This is a genomic window from Anaerocolumna sp. MB42-C2 (assembly GCF_030913705.1).
GTDB lineage: Bacteria > Bacillota > Clostridia > Lachnospirales > Lachnospiraceae > Anaerocolumna.
Genome location: NZ_CP133190.1, coordinates 711,903 through 733,615, shown reverse-complemented (window position 1 = coordinate 733,615; position 21,713 = coordinate 711,903). Strand labels below are relative to the sequence as shown.

General features: G+C 35.9%; 25 protein-coding genes and 2 pseudogenes. 25 read left to right on the top strand and 2 right to left on the bottom strand.

The window, feature by feature from the left end; genetic code table 11:
* Nucleotides 1–113: 113 nt before the first annotated feature.
* The 8 genes from RBU59_RS03335 (at nt 114) to RBU59_RS03305 (ending at nt 5,189) form a co-directional block, all read left to right on the top strand.
* Entirely contained in the window at nt 114–524 is a 411-nt protein-coding gene (locus RBU59_RS03335; RefSeq protein ID WP_308148534.1) for an L-2-amino-thiazoline-4-carboxylic acid hydrolase, read from the top strand.
* 209 nt (nt 525–733) lie between these two features.
* Nucleotides 734–1,192, top strand: a complete 459-nt coding sequence (locus RBU59_RS03330) for a hypothetical protein (protein WP_308146465.1) — start codon at nt 734–736, stop codon at nt 1,190–1,192.
* Nucleotides 1,193–1,497: 305 nt separating this feature from the next.
* Entirely contained in the window at nt 1,498–2,241 is a 744-nt protein-coding gene (gene cpaB, locus RBU59_RS03325) for a Flp pilus assembly protein CpaB (protein ID WP_308146464.1), read from the top strand.
* A gap of 363 nt (nt 2,242–2,604) precedes the next feature.
* Nucleotides 2,605–2,805, top strand: a complete 201-nt coding sequence (locus RBU59_RS03320; protein ID WP_308146463.1) for a hypothetical protein — start codon at nt 2,605–2,607, stop codon at nt 2,803–2,805.
* Between the two features lie 246 nt (nt 2,806–3,051).
* A complete protein-coding gene (locus RBU59_RS03315) occupies nt 3,052–3,516 on the top strand; it encodes a GyrI-like domain-containing protein (RefSeq protein WP_308146462.1) in 465 nt (154 codons plus the stop codon).
* A gap of 222 nt (nt 3,517–3,738) precedes the next feature.
* Nucleotides 3,739–3,885 (top strand): DUF3795 domain-containing protein, encoded by a 147-nt coding sequence (locus tag RBU59_RS28730; RefSeq protein WP_442871707.1) that lies wholly within the window; start codon nt 3,739–3,741, stop codon nt 3,883–3,885.
* 249 nt (nt 3,886–4,134) lie between these two features.
* Entirely contained in the window at nt 4,135–4,452 is a 318-nt protein-coding gene (locus RBU59_RS03310; protein WP_308146461.1) for a hypothetical protein, read from the top strand.
* Between the two features lie 104 nt (nt 4,453–4,556).
* Nucleotides 4,557–5,189, top strand: coding sequence for an HAD family hydrolase (locus tag RBU59_RS03305; protein ID WP_308146460.1), 633 nt, complete (start codon nt 4,557–4,559; stop codon nt 5,187–5,189).
* Nucleotides 5,190–5,488: 299 nt separating this feature from the next.
* On the opposite strand, the gene RBU59_RS03300 is transcribed toward RBU59_RS03305, so the two are convergent.
* Nucleotides 5,489–5,665 (bottom strand): winged helix-turn-helix transcriptional regulator, encoded by a 177-nt coding sequence (locus RBU59_RS03300; protein WP_308146459.1) that lies wholly within the window; start codon nt 5,663–5,665, stop codon nt 5,489–5,491.
* A gap of 631 nt (nt 5,666–6,296) precedes the next feature.
* On the opposite strand from RBU59_RS03300, the gene RBU59_RS03295 reads away from it, so the two are divergent.
* The 3 genes from RBU59_RS03295 to RBU59_RS03285 all read left to right on the top strand — a co-directional run bounded on the left by RBU59_RS03295 (nt 6,297) and on the right by RBU59_RS03285 (nt 8,921).
* Nucleotides 6,297–7,115: a MerR family transcriptional regulator gene (locus RBU59_RS03295; RefSeq protein ID WP_308146458.1), complete on the top strand. Its 819-nt coding sequence runs from the start codon at nt 6,297–6,299 to the stop codon at nt 7,113–7,115.
* A 68-nt stretch (nt 7,116–7,183) separates the two neighbouring features.
* Nucleotides 7,184–8,239, top strand: coding sequence for a BtrH N-terminal domain-containing protein (locus RBU59_RS03290; protein ID WP_308146457.1), 1,056 nt, complete (start codon nt 7,184–7,186; stop codon nt 8,237–8,239).
* Nucleotides 8,240–8,288: 49 nt separating this feature from the next.
* Nucleotides 8,289–8,921: a GyrI-like domain-containing protein gene (locus RBU59_RS03285; protein WP_308146456.1), complete on the top strand. Its 633-nt coding sequence runs from the start codon at nt 8,289–8,291 to the stop codon at nt 8,919–8,921.
* 209 nt (nt 8,922–9,130) lie between these two features.
* Here RBU59_RS03285 and RBU59_RS28605 read toward each other — a convergent pair.
* Nucleotides 9,131–9,412, bottom strand: a pseudogene (locus RBU59_RS28605) (type II toxin-antitoxin system YafQ family toxin).
* A gap of 2 nt (nt 9,413–9,414) precedes the next feature.
* Here RBU59_RS28605 and RBU59_RS03270 point away from each other — a divergent pair.
* The 14 genes and pseudogenes from RBU59_RS03270 to RBU59_RS03205 form a co-directional block, all read left to right on the top strand.
* A pseudogene (locus tag RBU59_RS03270) lies at nt 9,415–9,825 on the top strand (M24 family metallopeptidase); the annotation flags it as partial.
* Between the two features lie 56 nt (nt 9,826–9,881).
* A complete protein-coding gene (locus RBU59_RS03265; protein WP_308146454.1) occupies nt 9,882–10,775 on the top strand; it encodes a DMT family transporter in 894 nt (297 codons plus the stop codon).
* A gap of 88 nt (nt 10,776–10,863) precedes the next feature.
* The gene (locus RBU59_RS03260) at nt 10,864–11,346 is read left to right on the top strand and encodes a MarR family transcriptional regulator (protein ID WP_308146453.1); all 483 of its coding nucleotides are present in this window, start codon (nt 10,864–10,866) and stop codon (nt 11,344–11,346) included.
* A gap of 200 nt (nt 11,347–11,546) precedes the next feature.
* On the top strand, nt 11,547–12,932 hold the full coding sequence (locus tag RBU59_RS03255; protein WP_308146452.1) for an MATE family efflux transporter: 1,386 nt from the start codon (nt 11,547–11,549) through the stop codon (nt 12,930–12,932).
* Nucleotides 12,932–13,504: a class I SAM-dependent methyltransferase gene (locus tag RBU59_RS03250; protein ID WP_308146451.1), complete on the top strand. Its 573-nt coding sequence runs from the start codon at nt 12,932–12,934 to the stop codon at nt 13,502–13,504. Before RBU59_RS03255 ends, RBU59_RS03250 begins: the two co-directional genes overlap by 1 nt.
* A gap of 438 nt (nt 13,505–13,942) precedes the next feature.
* The gene (locus tag RBU59_RS03245) at nt 13,943–14,212 is read left to right on the top strand and encodes a hypothetical protein (protein ID WP_308146450.1); all 270 of its coding nucleotides are present in this window, start codon (nt 13,943–13,945) and stop codon (nt 14,210–14,212) included.
* A gap of 338 nt (nt 14,213–14,550) precedes the next feature.
* Nucleotides 14,551–15,435 (top strand): fructose bisphosphate aldolase, encoded by an 885-nt coding sequence (locus RBU59_RS03240; RefSeq protein WP_308146449.1) that lies wholly within the window; start codon nt 14,551–14,553, stop codon nt 15,433–15,435.
* A gap of 13 nt (nt 15,436–15,448) precedes the next feature.
* The gene (gene gpmA / locus RBU59_RS03235) at nt 15,449–16,201 is read left to right on the top strand and encodes a 2,3-diphosphoglycerate-dependent phosphoglycerate mutase (protein ID WP_308146448.1); all 753 of its coding nucleotides are present in this window, start codon (nt 15,449–15,451) and stop codon (nt 16,199–16,201) included.
* 339 nt (nt 16,202–16,540) lie between these two features.
* A complete protein-coding gene (locus RBU59_RS03230) occupies nt 16,541–17,551 on the top strand; it encodes a methyltransferase (protein ID WP_308146447.1) in 1,011 nt (336 codons plus the stop codon).
* A gap of 17 nt (nt 17,552–17,568) precedes the next feature.
* Nucleotides 17,569–18,231, top strand: coding sequence for an L-2-amino-thiazoline-4-carboxylic acid hydrolase (locus tag RBU59_RS03225; protein WP_308146446.1), 663 nt, complete (start codon nt 17,569–17,571; stop codon nt 18,229–18,231).
* A gap of 45 nt (nt 18,232–18,276) precedes the next feature.
* On the top strand, nt 18,277–18,729 hold the full coding sequence (locus RBU59_RS03220; RefSeq protein ID WP_308146445.1) for a MarR family transcriptional regulator: 453 nt from the start codon (nt 18,277–18,279) through the stop codon (nt 18,727–18,729).
* A gap of 974 nt (nt 18,730–19,703) precedes the next feature.
* Complete coding sequence (locus RBU59_RS03215) at nt 19,704–20,030, top strand: nucleotidyltransferase family protein (RefSeq protein WP_308146444.1); 327 nt, start codon at nt 19,704–19,706, stop codon at nt 20,028–20,030.
* Nucleotides 20,015–20,419, top strand: a complete 405-nt coding sequence (locus tag RBU59_RS03210) for a HEPN domain-containing protein (RefSeq protein WP_308146443.1) — start codon at nt 20,015–20,017, stop codon at nt 20,417–20,419. Before RBU59_RS03215 ends, RBU59_RS03210 begins: the two co-directional genes overlap by 16 nt.
* Nucleotides 20,420–20,761: 342 nt before the next feature.
* Nucleotides 20,762–21,691, top strand: a complete 930-nt coding sequence (locus RBU59_RS03205; protein ID WP_308146442.1) for a Fic family protein — start codon at nt 20,762–20,764, stop codon at nt 21,689–21,691.
* The last annotated feature ends 22 nt before the right edge of the window (nt 21,692–21,713 follow it).

Genomic DNA, 21,713 nt, shown 5'->3' with positions numbered 1-21,713 from the left:
CAAAGCGGTAATTGAAAATTTATCGGTATGGTTTGTATCGTTCGAAATCGTTATCTATTGTGAAGTAGAAAATTTATATATTCTTTGTTTAGGCTTGACTCTTTGAAGTATGGATTGACGCTGTTCGTGAAAAGTTCGGTGATGAAACGTTAAGAGTAATTCAAGAAAAAGGTATTGACACTTATGGATTATATCGATGGCATCTTGAGAGAACGCTTATGTTGATAGAATCATTGAGAATTGCTTTTGGTTCTGAAGTGATGGATATTATTCCTGCTTTTTCACATGGAATTGATGAAAACATTATTGAGAAAGATGATAAACACGTCTTAATTAAGTCTACAGGATGCCTAGTGGGAAAAATTGCTTATGACATAAATAGAGATGAACTGATCTATGCATTGCATTATAATATGGACGAGGATTTCGTCCATGGTTTCAACAGTAAATTGGGTTGTGATGTAATACAAACACTTATGGGCGGGAATGATTGTTGTATCCATAAAATTTATGTGAAAGTATAGTTGCCGTTATACATGAAAAGATGCATTATGTGAATATGAGTTAATTCGCATTCTTTATCTGTTGTAAAGCAAAAACTCATATAGTAGAATGTAAAAAAGGGAGGATTATTGAGTGATACAATATGATAATGTCACAAAAGATATTTTATCTTTATATACCTTATTTAATTATCTAATAGAGCCAAACTAAAAAATAAGTGGGGTTAAGTATGAGGAAAGTAATTATTTTATTAACTGTAATATGTCTTATGTTTTCAGGTTGTTCTAATAAAAAGGACACTGATAAAGATACCAAAATTAGTACCTATACTTTTAAAGGTGAAAATGAACTTTGGAACGTTGAACTAAATATTAATGCTGAAGAAACATTTACAGAGAAAAAAGGCACGTTAAGTTATGAAAACAATGTCAGTAAGGTATTAACAGCAACTTACCAGAAAGATCTATCAGAATTATCATCAACGAAAAATTTAATGATATCATATAAAAGCAGTGTGAGCGGTGGCACATTAGAAGAAAATTATGAGGATGCTCAGCCAACCGAAAGAGTATTTACTTTAAGTTCAGCAAGTTCAGGCGGCGCAATTGAAAGTGCAGATGAAATAATAGAAGTTAATATTGCTATAGATGGTACTACTCAGACAATAGAATTAAAGAATGAAAATTAGTATGAATAGTCTCGCCAAGTACATGCGGGCCAAAAGCCTCGGATACGAGGCTTGAAAAGAATAGCAAAAGACGCTTTTCTTCTGGATTTATGCCCAAATAGCATAGGCGTTAGCATGAGGGTAATTTAGAGATTCATTTCTTTAACGAAACACAAGCTATGGAATATGCTATGAAACAATTAAGTGCAATCATTTATCATTATTGATATTGAGGGCACTTTTTTTCGTGTATTTTAAAGAAAGAAGCTGATACTTATTACTGTTTTCGAAACCATAAAAAATTAAAAAAGAGAAAGGAAAATGAAATGAAATTACTAAAAAATAAAACTATCATTGGCATAATAGCCATTGTATTCGGGATATTAATTTGCTTTATACTGACCCTGTTATACACTAAATCACTGGAAGCCAAAACGAAAGTGATCCAGATTGATAAGTCAATTGAAAAAGGCATGTTAATAGAAGAGGATGATATTAAGGTCGTAGAGGTCGGGAGTTATAACCTGCCGGATGATGTTATTCGGTCAAAAAACGAAGTTATCGGTAAATATGCGGCAATCGAAATGTATCCATCCGAATATATCATTCCCAAGAAACTATTTTCTTCGCCCTTATCCAAAGATGAATATCTTATGGATCTTGACGGCACAAAAAGTGCAGTGAGTATTACCTTGCAGTCATTTGCAGCAGGTTTATCCGGTAAGCTTTTATCAGGGGATATTGTAAGTATCATAACCACGGATTCCAATACGAATGAAACCCATATACCGGAAGAATTGAAGTATGTAAAAGTGCTGGCCAGTACAACCGCAAAGGGAAACGATGTGAAAGAAGATACGAAAAATAAAGAAGATACGGAGGAAGAGACACTTCAACCTTGTATGGAAAATAATTATCAAGATTTAGCTGATTGGTATGCCGAATTGTCATACACATGGTTAAGAATCCGTAAATACGCGGACAAAAAAGATGTTACCAAAACATATATATGGGGAATAATGCTTCAAGAAGAATTAAATCGTGTGTGTAGTGATTTTGGTATTGATTAATTTGAATTGATGTCAAAATTTAATTCAGAAAATCTCTCTGGGTTTATGGTTCAAGCAAACGCTATAGAAAGCAAGGTTAAAGAGCTAATTACAGGTGGCGGCGGAATCATTAGAGAATATGATTGCTTTGAGGATTTTCTAAATGAAATATAAAAACGCACAGGATATTCTACCGGATAAACAGTTGCAAGAGTTACAAACATATATTTCGGGTGAAACACTTTATATTCCAAATATCAAGTCGAAAAAACAATGGGGTGAGCAATCAGGCGCCCGAAATTATTACAAACTACGCAATTAGGAAATCCGAAAAAAGCACAAAACCGGAACATCGTTAGATGAATTATCTTTCGAATTTAAATATTGGCTATTGTGGGAAGAATCCAGAATGATAATTACATTAATATGGAAGGACAGAAGATATATGGTATTAAAATAATGGTTGATGAACTGGAATTCGCGGAAAGTAAAACTCGTGGGATGCAACAGGAAACCGGTCAGGCAAGTGGAGAAGGTTTTGTAAGGGTGCCGGATAGTTTGGATGAAGAAATACCATTTCATTGATGGAGGGTTAAAAAGAATTGCTTTAATACTAATATCAGGGAGTGGATAATACTGATATTGTATTAGAAAGGTAAATTGGGATTTGGTGAATTAAGTACATTAATAATTGAATATTGATAGCTGATATAATTGGAATAAAAAGGTAGAAATAATCTAATCAGTATGATATAGTATAAATATTGATTCGCTGTTGGTTTCAAATACGAATAAAGCATAGAAAAAACAATAAAATAAGAGGACATTTACATGCAGAATATAAGAATAATCAATATACCGCAATTAAAAGTGGTAAGTTCAGGAGCAATAACTAATATGGAAGAATTCGAGGCGTTTGATAAATGGTGGTCGGCAATAGACGTAAGTCATTATATCACACCTCGGGACTTTATGTGGTATAACGAGAAAGAAGAATATATGGAATGGGTTTTTGCCGTCCCTGACAATTATGACAACTTTGATAAATACAAATTAGTAGATTTTCCAGGCGGTCTATATGCTGTTGCAACGTCAAGGGACACTGATGAGGATAGTAATATTACGAAAGAACAAATTTGTAAATGGGTAATTGAAAGTGGTTGCTTTGAATTATCAACGGAAGAAAATGATACAACTATACGTTATACAATGGCTCATGTGTTAACACCAAAAATATTTAAAGATAAAATGGGATATCACCTATCTGATAATTTTGTTCCCATCATAGCAATATAATTCACAATTGTAACGAATTATAGAGAATATGAGGTGAAATACCCAGTAATTTTTGGGAGAAAGGAAATAATCCAATTACCATCTGAGATATTTGGATTATACGTGAGCAATGAATATTAGTAATTACCAATACATCAATATAACCGAGTTAACTGGAAATATTGAGGTGGATGTGAATAATTTTCTTTCACAAAATAATAAGTTAATGTTGAGTGACATTCGATAGCAGACAATTTCCTTAGAGAAGATATATGTAAAGGTTGCATAGAAACTGATGGAAACTGCAAAGAATGGTCGCAATCAGGCGGATGCCCGATTTACAAATGTGCTAATAAGCATAATGTTTCATTTTTGCGGTTTATGCAATGAATTTACATGCGATTGGCTTACTAAAAAAGTTACTTGGAATCCCAATGTGGTTGAGCATTTAAGAAATCTTGCGATAACCTACAAAGAACAAAATAATGAAGAGTGTTTTATTTGCAGATAATAGCGTATATATTGTTTTACTTCACAATGTTACATATTGAGTAACAATAGTTTTATATTGCTAAATAGTGATTATATCGAACAAGTATTTAGGTAATTAGGATTTAGCGGACTAAGATAGGAGATCTTATGGTAGGAAAATATAAAGTCATTACTTTGTGCGGAAGTACGAAATTTAAAGATGCTTTTCTGGAAGCACAAAAGCAATTAACTCTCCAGGGCATTATTGTTATTTCTGTTGGATTGTTCGGACATTCTGGTGATAATGAAGTTTGGATTGAAGGAACAAAGGAAATGCTTGATGATATGCATAAGAGGAAGATTGATATGGCCGATGAAATCTATGTAGTTAATGTAGACGGATATATCGGCAGTAGTACAAAATCTGAAATCAAGTATGCGTTAGCAAAAGGGATAAAGGTCAATTACTTAGTAAACTTAGATTAGAATTTCAATAAATATCGATAAATCTAATTATGGGGTATAATATGAGTATGGTTGGCTGTAGACCCCTATGACGAACTAAGTGGTAATTAACCCGGAGGAATGTAATGAAAAATATTAAATGTATATTTTTCGATATTGGTTATACGTTGATTAATGAGGATGATGTATGGGTGCAACGATGTATAGAACAAGCAGAAATGGAAGACGTAAAAATTTTGGGTCTTTCCCATAAGCAAATATATGAGGAAATCATTCGTGCAACGATAGCATATAAACCTCAATATAGAACAGTTATACAGAAGTTTGGGTTTTTAAAATCTGCTCCGTATCGCCATGAACTTGAAAAGCTATACGATAACACTGATTTAGTTTTGCAGTCATTATCACATAAATATAAACTTGGTATCATTGCTAATCAAACAGATGGGCTTGTAGATAGGTTAAATTCATGGGGAATATTAAAGTATTTTTCATTTATCATTTCATCCTGGGATTATCAAATTATGAAACCAGATATTAAACTCTTTCAAATAGCTCTCGAACAATCAGGATACAACGCTTCTGAAACAGTTATGGTAGGAGACCGATTAGATAACGATATATTTCCGGCAAAGGTCATTGGAATGAAAACAATATGGATTAAGCAAGGTTTTGGTGGAATGCAGAATCCCAAGACAGAAGAATTCTTTCCAGATACAGAAATTACGAATTTAGATGAATTGTTAAATGTATTATGAGTGTAACATTTGATTCGCAACATTTATAAATAATGTATTATGTACTAAATAAAATTAATAAGTAAGAGGTATATACCCATCACCTATCAATATCGGTTGATGGTTTTTTTATTTCAATATAAATTGCAGGAGGTAATACATGGATAGACAACGGTTATCTAACAGCTATTCTTTGAAATACAATTTCTTCATTTGAAAGATACCTGGTATTACTGACAATGAAAAAGAGCTGTTAATAGGTAATTGTATTTTCGGAAAAATGATAGTTCATTATAAAATGTATCAACTATAGGCTTATATTAGTCAGATAGTTTTTTATATTTATAAACTTCACCCCCCCATTCACCAAGAGACTGTAAAACAACTATGAGTTTTTGACTAAGCTCTGATAATTCATATTCTACTCTTGGTGGAATTTCATTGTATTGATGGCGAATAATTAGACAGTCTTCTTTAGCTGGATAAATTCCTAGCACACCACCTACACAATAAGCATAATTATAGGTTGAATTGTAATATAAAAAATATCTGCATAGTTAAGATACAATTTCCATAGCATATCATCCTGTTATTACAAGTACACTCTACCGCTAAGGTACCACCAGGTTCAAGCGGTATCTTTTTTGACCATTCAACGCACGTAGAGACGTGCGTTTTATTAACTTGAAAAAACTGACGAGTTATAAGAAATAATTTTGCTATATTTGTATAAAGGTAAGGAACTCATGGATATAGAAAAATGTGTGAGAAATGTTGTTCACTCAATAGGATTTACTATTCTGGGATAAAAGCAATAGGCAATCCTTATGCAAGTCCTGTCATGAAAGAAGACAATGACGGAAGGCAGGTACAAGGAATACCGATATTGAGAAAAAGTTAACGTTTCTTCTTAGTAGTAAACTCTTTTGCTCCTTCACATACCATGGAAGGGATATTGTGAATGCAAATATAATTTACAGAATAGGTATTTTTTATTGATAGAACAGCCGTTTACTGGTATACTGATAGAAAAATGCAGCTGTTAAAGTTACCCATAAACTGGAATTGATAGAGCAGATCGAATTTCTGGTTATTTATATAATGCAGAATAAGCATAAGAGGTGAACTATGCTAAAAATCGGAGAATTCTCAAATCTGTCCGGAATCAGCATCCATATGCTCCGAAACTATGACAAGATTGGGCTACTTAAGCCGGAACAAATAGACCATATGAACAACTACCGATTTTACGGCGAAAAGCAAATTGTCCGTGCAAATCATATTCAAGTGCTAAAAAGCCTTGGTTTTGGTCTAAATGAAATATCCGAAATACTGATGGATAACACTACAGACGAAAGAATCAGAACTTTTCTGGAAAGCAAGATAAGGGAAAAAGAAGAAAGCCTATCTATAACGGAAAGGCAGATCGCGCAGATGTGGCAGGCGCTCAATGAGCTTGATACGCAGAACGGATGCACATTGTCAGTAAGCGTTAAGAGACTTTCCTCACGCAGAGTTGTCAGCCTGCGCGATGTTATAAGGGAATTCACCGAAGAAGGGCTGCTGTGGGAACGCCTAGATATGGCATGCAGGGCAAATGGAGTCAGGCTTGCGGATGTGCAATATTGTATAGCAATGACGCACAGCGTGAATTTTGAAAATAAATTAATCGACACTGAGGTCTTTAGAGTCGTCGAGCAGGCTGGATCGAACATAGAGGGACTGCAATTTTCGGAGATGCTTGAAACTGAAGCGGCTGTCGTGGCGTTTCAGGGCAAATACAGTCGGTTAGGTGATATCAATAGATACATTTATCATTGGATTGTGGAAAATGGTTATAGGATATCAGGAAAGGCGTTCAATGTGTATTATATATCTCCGGAAAATGAACCAAACCCGGAGAACTTTGTCACCGAAATTTGCTACCCTATCAAAAATAGTTCTTGACTCTCGCACGATGCGAGGGTTTATGCTCCTATTGTAAGAATGATATAAACGATAGGAGGATACAATTTATGCAAGAGAAATTGATTAAGTTAAAGCACCATGCAGACGACTACGAATGTATGTGGAATGGTATAGAGGATTTATATATCCGGGATACCGGAGAAAACCTTCCCCCGAGCTTCTTTTTCAGCCTTTCCTCATTTGGCTCGTTCTGTTACATGAAAACGCCGAAGTCAGAACTTAAGCGAATGGTTGCGTTTGGGGACGGGCGAACGAAACAGATGTATGAATTTCTTGCTCCCATTGTGGGATTTGAATACAAGCATTACGAGTATGAAACGTTTGAACAGGCAATGAAAAAAGCCAGGGCGGAAATTTATAACGGGTATCCAACTGTTTTGGGAGCTTTGGATATGTACTATCTGCCTTACTTTTCAAAACTATATCATAGAGAACATATTCCTTTTCATTATGTTTTGATGGTTGGGTATGACGATGTTGCACAGTGTATTTATCTGCTTGACTGTGGACGCGAGGAGGTGCAGATGATTTCCTACGATGAACTGCGTTACGCTTGGAATTGCAGCTACCCGGGTCTATCAAAACCTAACACTGTCTGCGCGGTCAGAATGAACACTACGAAGAATAAATACCAGATAGCAAAGGAAGCGTTAGACAAAAAGGGCGAGGTGTTTTTGAACCCGCCGGTGGGATTTGTCGGCAGGAAGGGATTTGAAAAATTCATTCATGAGTTGCCCATGCTGAAAAGCGAACTTATGAAAGAGGATTACAATAAGATACTCTCCAATATGGTAGCGTTTTTCGGCACGGTGCCAACTGTTCCAAACGCTTTAAGGGGATTCAAGGAGCCGGATGAGATGAGCTTTGGTGGTGGATTTGATAAAATGAGCCGTATTCTCCTTGACATGGGAAGAGAATATGGAAATGAGGTGTGGCTTGAGGCATCCGAACATTTTGAAAAAGGAGCCGAAATCATTTCTGAAATTACAAATGTAATCGTAACCTATCTCGTTGGGGAAAAGGACAAGACAAACGAACTGCCGGGATTGTTCACAAAGGTAATGAACATCATGACGGATGGGTTTGTTATTTTAGGAAGTTAACATTCCCGACTTAATCCAATGATAATAAATTAAACTTGGAGGTAGAAGTATGGCTTTTGATTTTAAGAAAGAGTACAAAGAGTTTTATATGCCTAAGAACACACCGGAAATAGTAATTGTTCCGGTCACAAATTATATCGCTGTAAGAGGTATAGGAAACCCAAATCAAGAAGGCGGAACATATCAGCAAGCTATTGGCATTCTTTATGCAATTGCATATACAATCAAAATGAGCTATAAGGGTTCACATAAGATTGAGGGCTTTTTTGAATATGTAGTGCCTCCGCTGGAAGGCTTTTGGTGGCAGGATAATGTTGAGGGTGTTGACTATGGAAATAAGGACTCGTTTCACTGGATTTCAGTTATCCGTCTGCCGGACTTTGTGTCAAAAAATGATTTCGATTGGGCGGTAGTAGAAGCGACGAAAAAGAAAAAGCTGGATTGCTCTTTGGCAGAGTACCTAACAGTCGAAGAGGGTCTATGTGTGCAAATCATGCACATAGGTCCATTTGATGATGAACCTGCCACCGTTGCGATTATGAATAAGTATTTGAATGAAAACGGATATATAAATGATTTATCAGATACCCGGTTACACCATGAAATCTATCTTTCGGATGCTCGCAAAGTCGAATCCTCAAAATGGAAAACAGTTATACGTCATCCGATTAAAAAGGCTTAATGCTTCTGAATATTATCAGCACAATCGGAAACAGATAAACTCCTTATATATCCATATTATGCTAATATCTGGAATAATAATGACGTGGACAAATTAATTTGTAAATACAATATGGAAATATTAAGAAAATTTTAATTTATTTATCGAAAAATTGAAATATAATCAAAAAAAAGGGAGCATACAGCTATTAACTTCAAGCTTCCTTTTATTTAGAATAAATCGCTGTGGCTTTCTGTTCTTTGCAGGGTAAGTATTAGTATATCATCCTGTACCTTATATAACAGTAACCAGTCGGGGTTAATGTGACACTCCTTGTACCCTCTGTAATTACCTGTGAGAGCGGGGTTTAGAATTTAGGGGTCAACAACTTCACCATTCGCTAACTTGGCAACAATGGCTTCTAAAAAGTCTATGTCAAGCTTTCTCTTTTTTGCTACTTTTATATCCTTTTTATACTGATTAGTAACTGTAACTCCATACTTAGGCTTCATCCGGCAATGTAAGTCCTGAAAAAAAGAAACTGGTGGATGTGGTTAAGGATTGAATTGAATTAGGATTAGCACAAATAAAGCCATGGGGATTTTTAGGTGATATGGGGCAAGCAGTGCATGAACATGCTATGAGTAATGGATATACGGTTGTACAGGAAATAGGGGGACATGGTATTGGCTTGCAATTTCATGAGGAACCGTGGGTAAGCTATGTTTCAAAAAATGGAACAGAAATGCTTTTAGTCCCAGGTATGGTATTTACGATTGAGCCAATGGTGAACATGGGAACTGATGAAACTTTTGTAGATGATAATGATGGCTGGACAGTTTATACGGCAGATGGAATGCCATCAGCCCAATGGGAAGTTATGGTTTTAGTCACTAATGATGGCTATGAGATACTAGCCTATTAATGCCAGCAAATCAGCAATATATTCAAGCCGAAAATGGTAACGATAGGAGAAATACAATGTGGTTTTGGTTTTCACTTGTTGCAATAATTTTTTGGAGCGGCTCTGACCTTTTTTCAAAAATAGGTTCAAAGCCAGAGGATAAATACAGCCATTGGAAAATGGTTATCGCGGTTGGTACGGTTATGGGTATTCACGCTATTATTGAACTTTCACGTGGAGCTGAGTTTAGACTTTCAGATATCTTTACATATTTACCAGTATCTTTTTTATATATTTTTGCAATGATACTTGGTTATATCGGTCTGCGTTATGTAGTGCTTTCCGTTTCTACGCCGATTTGTAATTCATCAGGCGCAGTTGCAGCTCTTCTGTGCTTTCTCATTCTGAAAGAGGCAATGAGCGGGTTACAGTTTGTTGCGGTAGCGTTGGTATGTATTGGTATTTTTTTGCTTTCTGTTTTTGAAAAGAAACAGGATGATGCAGAACGCATGCAAGCTGGTATAGTCCCGGACAGAAAATATACGCACAGCTTTGTTGCTATTTTCTTTCCTGTTTTTTATTGCATCATTGATGGACTGGGTACATTTGCAGATGCTTTGATTCTTGACAGGTATATCAAAGAAGAATCTGCCAATATCGCATATGAGTTTACATTTTTTATTATGGCGATTTTTGCTTTGGCGTATGTGGTCTTTATTAAAAAGCAAAAAATTAAACTATACGCAGAAAAGCCAAAGCTGCTTGCAGGTGTATTTGAAACTGCAGGACAATTTGCATATATCTATGCATTGGGTAATAATGCTATTGTAGCGGCTCCATTGATTTCATCTTACTGCATTTTTTCACTTGTATGGGCAAGAATTACTTTGAAGGAAAAGCTCTCATGGAAGCAGTATCTTGTCATTGCCATTGCTGCAATTGGTATCATAATACTAGGCATGGAAGGATAATATGCAGATGGAGAAAATAGAACATGATTTGCATATTGTTCATGTGTAATCGCTTGACAAAAGTGTTTAGCAGCTATATACTATTTTCATGATGAATATGAAATTTAAGAACAGAACCAAAATGAGCTACACTTTTTTGCGGATAGTTACAAAGATTTCCGAACTTGACAGGAAAACTCGGTATTATGGGACGGATCATCCATTATACGAAGCTGAAATTCACATGATCAAATCCATCAAAGAGAATGAAGGTATTCACGTAACGGGTTTGGCAGATATGCTGGGCGTGACGAAAGGCGCAGTTTCCCAGATTATTATGAAGCTTGAGCATAAGGGCATGATCATCAAAGATACCGATCCGCGTAATCTGTCAAGGCTAGTGCTAAGACTGACTTCAAAAGGTGAAACTGCATATCTGCATCATGAAAAGCTGCATCAGAAATATGATGAGCTTTTTAATGGCGTACTCAAAAATGCAACAGAGGAAAACAAAGCGTTTCTGAAAAGTTTTCTCAACTCATTTGACGAGCAAATTGACATTTTCGAAAAAGAAGAACATATTGAATTATGATTATGAAAGGGCAATAATGATATGCTAGTGTTTACAAGTACAGTGTTTTTTTGCGTAAAGCGTATAGTTGCTACACTCTTTATGCAAACAAATTATGCAAAACCACCTTAATTTAAAGTGAAACAAATTAATATAAGATTTATATTTTTTAAAATAAGCGTATAGCAGGTATACACAACATAGGAAAGGATTTGATTAATATGAACTCAAATGACCAAAGAATTCAAATGATGAGGGATGAAAAAATCCCAAAGCTACTAATTAAAATGGGAATGCCAACCATGATCGGCATGATGGTCTCAGCTCTTTACAGCGTGGTGGACGCCTACTTTGTCGGGGGGCTGGGTACCAGTCAGATGGGTGCTGTATCTATCGTGTTCCCCGTGGTACAAATTATTATTGGGCTTGGCATGACCTTCGGCAGCGGAGCGGCATCCTACATATCCCGACTCTTGGGAGGAGAAGATACCGAAAATGCGAACCGGACGGCATCAACAGCATTGTTTTCCAGCCTTTTTGTCGGGGTTGTATCCATCGTGATATCCCTGTGTTTTCTCGACAACATACTGGTCGCTCTGGGAGCGACGGAAACCATACTTCCTTATGCAAGGGAGTATGCCATTATATATATTGCAGGTTCCATTCTGAGTATTTTTAATGTCACCATGAACAATATCATCATCGCCGAAGGCAGGTCGAAGCTGACCATGATATCCATGCTGATTGGCGGAGGACTCAATGTAATATTAGATCCCATATTTATTTTTCCGCTGGGCTTTGGTATTCAAGGCGCCGCTATTGCTACAGTCATTTCTCAAGCTGTAACGACTAGTCTTTACCTATGGTATATCTTGTGTAAAAAAGGTTATCTGCGTTTTTCAATTCGTAGTATTACTTTTAGCGGTGCGATTTATGGGGAGATTTTCAAGGTCGGTATTCCTATTCTCGTTTATCAGCTTCTGTCTAGTGCGGCTATGGGGCTTTCCAATTCAGCGGCGAGTACATATGGCGATTCTGCAGTGGCAGCAATTGGGGTGGTAACCCGCATTATGGCTATCGGAACCTATATAGTATTTGGTTTTATGAAAGGCTTCCAGCCGGTAGCAGGATATAATTATGGTGCTAAAAACTATAATCGACTGAATGAAGCTATTAAAGTGTCGCTTAAGTGGTCAACAATATTCTGTGCAGCCGCAGCACTTTTGCTGATCATTATTCCTGAACCGATTATTTCACTTTTTTCAAAAAACGATGCTGTATTAATTGATATCGGCGTTAGGGCGTTGCGGGTAAATGGAATTGTTTTTATCTTGTTTGGATTTGAGCAGGTATATATGTCGCTGTTCCTTGCTATGGGCAAAGGAAGAGAAGGCGGTATCCTTAGCATCAGCCGTCAAGGATTGTTTTTTATCCCAGCTATCCTGATTATGCCGCATCTGCTTGGAATTGAAGGTGTTATTTGGACACAACCCGTGGCTGATTTACTAACAGTTATTTTGACGGCAGTGCTTGCACTGGTTCTTAACAAAAATATGAAAGCATTAGAGGCAGCTTCTGATACAAGGATGAGGAAGGAGAATTTATAATGTGCTGGACAGAAATACAAGCAATAATGCTTAACAATAGGGCCAAAAGAGATTTCCAAAAGCTTCTCGAATCGATTGGAATAGTGAAAGGACAGACTGTCGCAGATATTGGCTCTGGTGGTGGATACTTTTCGGAACGGTTTGCAAAAGCTGTAGGAGAAAATGGCAAGGTGTTTGCTGTGGACACGAACAGAAAACTACTGTCATATATAGATAAATCTATGAAAAAGCAACATATTTGTAATGTTGAAACCATTATCGGAAAAGGTAATGGATGCCCTTTGCAAAAGGAAAGCTGTGATCTTGTTTTTTTGAGGAATGTATTCCATCACCTTTCAGATTCGGTTTCCTATTTCAGAGATATTAATGGAGTTCTCAAACAGAGTGGCAGAGTTGTAGTTGTCGAATGGCTTCCAAATGAGAGAGGAAGTTATGTAAGCCGAGCTGGGTACTGCGCAGCAGAAACGGAAATACAAGAAGTGCTATACAAAGCCGGTTTTATTCAACTTAATACGTTCAATTTTTTAAAGGGACAGTCATTTAACATATTTCAAAAGGATAGGAACAAATAATCATTTCAAAACTAATAATGATCTTAGAACAATATGTAAGATTTTCATAAAAGTAGGCATCCGATATTTTGAAGATGCCTGCTTCTATGAAAATTAGATGAACACAACAAGTATTGTTTCCAGACAAATTTTGATTAAAGAAAAGTATACAAACAGAAAAAATCTCCCATCCATTGTAAAAACTGTGGTGATGGCATTGCTGATTCTGATTGGTACTTTTTTTATTAACTGGAAACTTGTTTTGTCAGAGTGTGTGGTGCTTGTAGTGACATGGCCTGTGCTTTATTGTGGGGAATCGTCTGGTAGAGAAATATGGAACGAAAAAACGTAATTTGGCATCCAAAATGATTTGCATTGTTTTGATTCTATTCTTTCTTTGTTCAGTAATGATCCACAGGTATTAAGCATTGCGGTTCCGTACTTAGGGCGAATACAATCATGTTTTTTACATTTGGCTTGCAGTTTACTTATTCTACGTTGTATCTGGCTATGGGGAAAGCTCTGTCAGGCCGGATTTTGAACGTATGCCGTCAGGGAATTATGTTTATTCCGGTAATTTTGCTTTTGCCGACAATGCTAGGTTTGACAGGGATTATATACTCCCAGGCTGTTACGGATTTATTGACCACGATTGTTACCATCATATTTGCTATCAGTATTCTCAAGAAGTTGAGTCTATTTGAAAACTCAGTAAGAAGAAGTAATTAAACAATTGAAAGTACGCTTTGCGAAATTTCAATTGTCATGAATAAAATGGGACAGGGAAGCCAGATTGATAAACCCTGTTCCGTTTTATCAGAGAAGGCTTTTAATTAATTGTTTTAATCGTATGCTTGACATACAATTAAAAAGGATGCATACTTATTATAGAAATAAGTTAGTTAATACTAACCAGCGAAAGGATGTGAAATAGTGTATCAGTCAAAAGAAGTATTAGAAAAGTCTTCATCAATATTAAGGATGAAGTTATTTTCATAAACAAGAGGCAGAACTGTTTTTATCAGCTCTGGAAAACGGCTTAGAAGACAAAGGAGGCTATGTATAACATGATAAAAGAACAATTAGAACGAATAAAATATGGAGCAGGATTCATAGCAGCATTGGATCAGAGCGGAGGAAGCACACCGAAGGCTCTGAGAGACTATGGAATTGAGACGTCAGAATACCATACAGAGGATGAAATGTATGATCTGATTCAGCAGATGAGAAGCAGGGTTATCGCAAGCAAGGCATTTTCATCCAAACATATATTAGGGACAATCCTATTTGAAAAAACAATGGAACGTAAAATTGACAACCTGTATACTTCGGATTATCTATGGGAGAAAAAGGGGATTGTTCCTTTTTTGAAAATTGACAATGGACTGGATGAAGAAAAAGACGGGGTTCAGTTGATGAAGCCGATTCCTAAGCTGGATGAACTTTTGAATAGAGCGACCGCTAAAAATATTTTTGGGACAAAGATGCGTTCCGTTATCCATGAAGCAAATGGTGATGGTATTCATGCGATTGTAGAACAGCAGTTTGAATTAGGTAAGAAAATTTCCGATGCCGGATTTGTGCCGATTTTAGAACCGGAGGTAGACATTCATAGCAATAGCAAACAAGAAGCAGAGGAAATGTTGATCGCGGAAATGATAAGCCATCTAAAAAAACTGGATGATTCAATGAACATTATGCTGAAGGTGTCTATCCCTTCTGTAGCCGGAACTTACAATGGGCTAATGAATGATCCGAGAGTTGTGCGAATTGTGGCACTTTCCGGTGGTTACAGCCGTAAAGAGGCAAATGAACTGTTGAGAAAGAACCCGAAGCTGATAGCCAGCTTTTCCAGAGCACTTCTTTCCGATCTTTCTGTAAAGCAGACACAGAAGGAATTTGATGCGGTATTATTGAAAACAATTATTGAAATTTACGAAGCATCCTTATAGGGAGGGACTGAATATGAGTCATCAATTAGTATTACTCCGTCATGGAGAAAGTATCTGGAATTTAGAAAATTTGTTTACCGGCTGGACGGATGTTGACTTATCAGAAGCCGGCAAAGAAGAAGCAAGAGAAGCGGGTCGCTTGTTTAAGGAGCAAGGATATGAGTTTGACATCTGCTATACCTCTTATCTGAAACGTGCAATCCATACGCTGAATTTAACTCTGGAGGAAATGGATGCAGAATGGCTGCCTGTAATAAAGGCCTGGCAGCTTAATGAGCGCCATTATGGGACATTACAGGGATTAAATAAGTCACAGACGTCTGAAAAATATGGAGAGGAACAGGTGAGAATCTGGCGGCGTTCTTTTGATGTACAGCCACCGTCTTTAGAGCCGCAGGATGAAAGAAATCCCGCTCGTCAGAAAGCATATCATAATGTGGTGGGAAATGAATTGCCGTTAGCGGAAAGTCTGAAAGACACCATTGTACGGGTCATTCCATACTTTGAGAAGCAGATCAGACCACAACTTATGGCAGGAAAAAGGGTACTGATTACAGCTCATGGAAATTCCCTGAGGGCGCTTGTTATGTATCTGGAGCATCTTTCCCAGGAGGAAATCATAGGACTTAATCTGGCTACGGGCATACCGTTGGAATATAGACTAGATGATACACTCTCGGTCATTAAAAAGCAGTTTTTAGGAAATCCTGATGTGATAGCCGCAAAAATGAAAATGGTAGAAAATCAGGGAAAAGTAAAACAATAGAAAGCGCTCAATGAGATACAAGGAGGTAGCGAATACTAGAAAAAATGATCTAATATCATTTTAAGGCACAATTATAAATTGGATAAAAGTAAGTAAGCTGTTTTTAATTGAGCTAAGTTACCTTAATAAAGTATTTTCTTTATAGCCACATTGTTTTTTTAAAAGCGGTGTGGCTATTCCTATAAGGATTATTATATTAAGTCAATCTAAATATATTAAGAAAACATATTCGTTAATGATAAATTTAATTTATTTGTATGCTTGACATACAAATAAAAAGAATGTATACTTGGCATACAATAAGTTAGAGATAACTAACCAATGTAAGGAAGTGAAATAATGTATCAGTTAAAAGAAAATCAAAAGCTGTATTATAAAATGCTTCATCAGAAACGAGAAACAGAGCTGCTTTTATCTGCATTAAGGGTGAAGTTGTTCTCTTATCTGGAAAGCTGGGAAACTCCAAAAGCTGTTGCAACGAAATCAGGCTTAAATGAGCGAAATTTATCTTTTGTGCTAAACGCATTAGCATGCATAGGATTACTTGAAAAAAACAGCGAAGCTTATAGAAATACTAAGCAGAGTAATGTTTTTTTGAATCCAGACAGTCTCGTTTATTTGGGAGAAAGTATTCTTTTTAGAGAGAAAATGATGTCTCTGCAAAATATCGAAGAGCGTTTGATAAACGGTCCCGACAAAAATGTTCTTCATAATAATCAAGGGATAGAGGTATATGATTTTTATGAGGCTGCACGTGTGAGTATTCCTGAAATGTATACAGGGCGTGTTCAGTCTTTGATTCAGGCTGTTACAAGTCTTTATGGAAACAAAACCCCTGATAAGATACTTGACCTCGGAGGAGGATCAGGGATTCTTGCAATAGAACTTGCAATTACTTTTCCGAATTGCAAAAGCGTTGTTTTTGAGCACCCTAACGTAGCACAGCTGCCACGCGAATTAGTGTCAGAGCGAAATCTTTCCGAGCATGTAAGTGTGATAGAGGGAGACTTTAATGCAGACGATATCGGAAAAGGATATGATCTGATTATTGCCTCAGGAGTTCTGGATTTTGCAAAAGACCATTTGGATTCCGTGATGAGCAAATTATATGACGCTTTAACATCAAATGGTTACCTATATATTGTTACGCATAATGTCAGTGAGGATTACCAGAATCCGCCTGAGAGTATTCTTGGCTGGTTGTCCAGCCATTTGGATGGATTGGATGTACTGCTTACAAAAAAGGATATTGAAAATGCTTTAATAATGCATGGATTTCAACATATTCATAGTGATGATGATGGTGGAGTATTTGAAGGGCTGCAAGGTGAATTTTACTTAAAAAAATGAAAGTGGGTGACAGATAAATGAAGCTGTACGGTTTGATATATCATCTCGGAATGATACGCTCACACAGTGTAATGGAAAAAAAGTTCGGGAAAGAATACACAATGCGCTTTACCGCAACGTCAGACAGATACTTTATACAGGTCAACCGAAAAACGCCCGATATTGGTAAATCCGTTTTTGCGTTTAATTATGCTTTTGCTCCCGCCTATATTGCGTGGTATAAAACCGCCGTCGAACTTGGTGCAAACGATAACGATATACAAAAGCTCCTGTGGCTGATGAGTGAAAAGATAATTACTACCATTCCCCCGTTTTTTCGCAAAACCTGCGGAAGAATATATCTTAATAGTTTTTGTAAAAAAGCACCAATACATGAAAAAAAGGAAATACAGGGAAAAGTCCACGTCTATGATTTTTTCATTCATTTTATTCCAAAAGACAAAAGGCGATTTGGTATTGATATTACAAGATGTGGGATGAGAACGATTGCTGCAGATTTTGATGCACTTGGTATATTCCCAGCAGTATGTCGGGTGGATTATATGATTGGCGAATATCTTCATTTGGGATTTACACGAACAAAAACTCTTGGGGATGGAGATGATTGTTGCAATTGCCACTATGAAATAGGAGGTATATGCAGGTGGGCGCCAGAAGAAGGATTTGAAAACAGAAAATAAGGTTGCTTTTAAACATTTTACTTAATAAAACAGGAGGTATCCAAGATGGAAAAGCTACAAAAACTTGTGATTAATGATTTTATACAGATGACAGAGCGAATAGCCAATGGAAAGACAAATGTATTAAATTTTGGCTTAGAAGAAATGAAATTCTATCGTGGAGAAATCCATATGATTAAAATGGTGGGTGATCATCCAGGTATATTTATTTCTGAAATGGCACGAGGCTTTAATGTAACACGTGCTGTAGTAGCAAAAACTGTCCGAAAGCTTGAAGAAAACGGCTTTCTCGAGAAAAAGGAAGATGACGAGGATAAAAAGCGATTCTGTCTTTTTCTTACAGAAAAAGGGAAGATGGCTTATAAGCTTCATAACCAGTATCATCAGGAATATGACCGTCCGTTGTTTGCTTATCTTGAAAGTTTGAATGACAACGAACTTCATATCATTCAGGAATTTTTGAAGCACGCAAAGGCTTTGATTGAAAATCATTTTTAAAATAACTGGAGGATTAATGTTATTATCCTTCCTCTTGATAGATATATTCCGCTGAACAATACGGCTATTAATGCTTTAAAACAAATTCAGGATTATAATCAATATTATAAGATTCAGACTAATCTTGTAGTATCTGATGACGGTAAAAATGGATTTTACAGAGCAGTTGTTCATGCTGTATAAATCCAGTAAAATCAATATTTTCAGGCATTTTCGCATCCAGTTTCCTTGCAACAAAAAATGCACCTAAAGGGACTCGAACCTTGAAAAAAATCACTGAAATGACTGATTTTACTATATAAATTAAATTTGAAAAACATTGATGATTACAATATGATTACAAACCGGACTGCATATATGATTTTAGGTTGAGTATATTCTATAAATTAATATTCAAATATGGTCGAAAATTAATATTGACATTAAAAATAACAATCCTATAATACAAATAAAGGTAAAAGCCATTTGTTACTAATATTGAATATTATATTGTTTATAATTTACATGCAAAAAAATAAAGGTGGGTGATTAATATTTTTAATGTTATAAATATTTTCTGGACTATTTTAAATATCATAGCTTCTGGAGCAGTAATTATTGTTATTTATAAATTTGTTAAAAAAAAGAAATAATTGGTTTTATAGGAGTATACCAATGTTTTTATAAACTTCCAAACGAAGTAATTTTATTTTACATCAATTAGATGTTTACACAAACCTTGGGATGCTCCCATCTATATGTCAAGGTTTAGGTTCAACTATTTGCTTATTGTTACATTGCATTGTAAAACTACAATGCATCTGATAAAAAAACTATTTATGATAAGGAAACCTTATGGCTATTTTTTAGTCAATTAAATAAGAATGGATTAAATATCGTTTTATTACTGGGAAAAATGTGTTAAAATATAATTACAGGATATAATTAATTTAAGCTGCTTGGTATAAAAACTATTTGAAAAGAGGTGTCCTTTAGTGAATGATAATATGATACAGGAACTACTATACGGTTTAAATACTATTTATGGAACTGTTTTATTGCAAGTTATCTTATATGGATCCGTAGCTAGAAATACGAATACTTCCGAATCAGATATTGATATAGCAGTAATACTTGATACAATTAACACAAAGGATTACGAAGAACCATTATTGGATTTTATAGTTGATATGAATTTAAAGTATGATCGAGTGTTTTCTATCATTGATATAAAGGTGTCTGATTTTATAAAATGGGAAAACACACTTCCATTTTTTAAGAATGTTAAGAAAGATGGTGTGGTACTATGGAAGGCAGCATAAATGACTTGGCAAAATATCGCTTTGAAAAGGCGGAAGAGGATCTGGAAACAGCCAGGATGAATCACAATAACGCAATGTATAAAGCATCAATCAATCGTTCATATTACGCTATCTTCCATGGAATGAGAGCGGTTACTATACTGAATGATTTTGATTCGTCAAAGCATTCAGGAATTATCGCTTTTTTTAATCAGAACTATATAAAAACCGGTATTTTTGATAAAGAGTTATCCAAAGTAATTGCAAGTGCATCAAAATTAAGGGAAAAATCAGACTATGTAGATTTCTATATTGCCTCAAAACAGGATTCACATGAGCAATTAGTAAAAGCCGATGGTTTTCTGGAAATTATTAAAGGTTATCTGAAAGAAAGCCAAGTACTTAAGTAGAACCTACCATTCAAATGTAGTGGTAAATCAAACTGCAAAAAACATCCGGATTTCAGGTGTTTTATTTTGGGTAAATAAGATATGGAAGGAAACTATTTCCTTGATCATATCTTTTTTTATATGTTGCTAATCTATCAGTGAGGCAGGGACACAAATGGATATCTATTTTTGGGGGTAGTGTCGATAAGATGACCAGAGCATTAACCTGAGATATGTTTGACAGTTCAGGAAGATAATTAAATGTTATTATAGGAATAATACACATGCTAAAAGGTAAAACTTTAATTGATAATATTCCGATAATGTGCTATAATAACTCCCAAAAGAAAGGTGGTGTTTAAAATGGAATATATCACAGTCAGTCAGGCAGCGGATAAGTGGAATATAAGCGACAGAAGAGTAAGATTAATGTGCAGTGAGGGAATGATAGAAGGAGTCATAAAACAGGGACGATCCTATCAGATTCCTATTGATGCGGTTAAGCCTCTCGATGGAAGAACTTTTCGAGGAAAAGAAATTGATGAAAAATATAGAGCCTTATTCCGTAGAATTGATTCCAAAAAAGAAGAACTCGCTTCTCGCAGGCCTTTGACGCAGGGAGAGCTAAAACGTTTACAGGAAGAATTTCTTCTGGAATTCACCTATAATTCCAATGCTATAGAGGGCAATACACTCACCTTGCAGGAAACTGCAATGGTTCTTGAGGGTATAACGATAGATAAAAAGCCCTTAAAAGATCATTTGGAAGCGGTTGGACATAAAGAAGCATTCGAGTATGTAAAACAGCTTGTATCGGATCAACAGGAATTTTCTGAGAAAATAATAAAGGAAATTCATTCTCTGGTTCTCATGGACAGACGGGAAGACAGAGGCGTATATCGCAAAATACCTGTCCGGATTATGGGAGCAGCAAATGAGCCCCCGCAGCCATATATGGTTCCGGTATTAATGGAAAAGCTTATGAAAGAGCATATTGAGATGAAAAAAAGACTCCATATTATTGAATTAGTCTCCAGATTTCATATGGATTTCGAAAGGATTCATCCGTTTATTGACGGAAACGGCAGAACAGGAAGGCTCTTATTGAATTTTGAACTAATGCAGAATGGATATTTACCGATTAATGTAAAATTTACAGACAGAAGAAAGTATTATGATTGCTTTACCTCGTACCATCAAGAAGCAGATGCAGAACCAATAATTAGGATGGTGGCTGCTTATGTTGAAAATGAGCTGGATAGGTATTTGGAAATGCTGCAGGAAGATGTTTGAGTTATATTATTCTATTTTTATA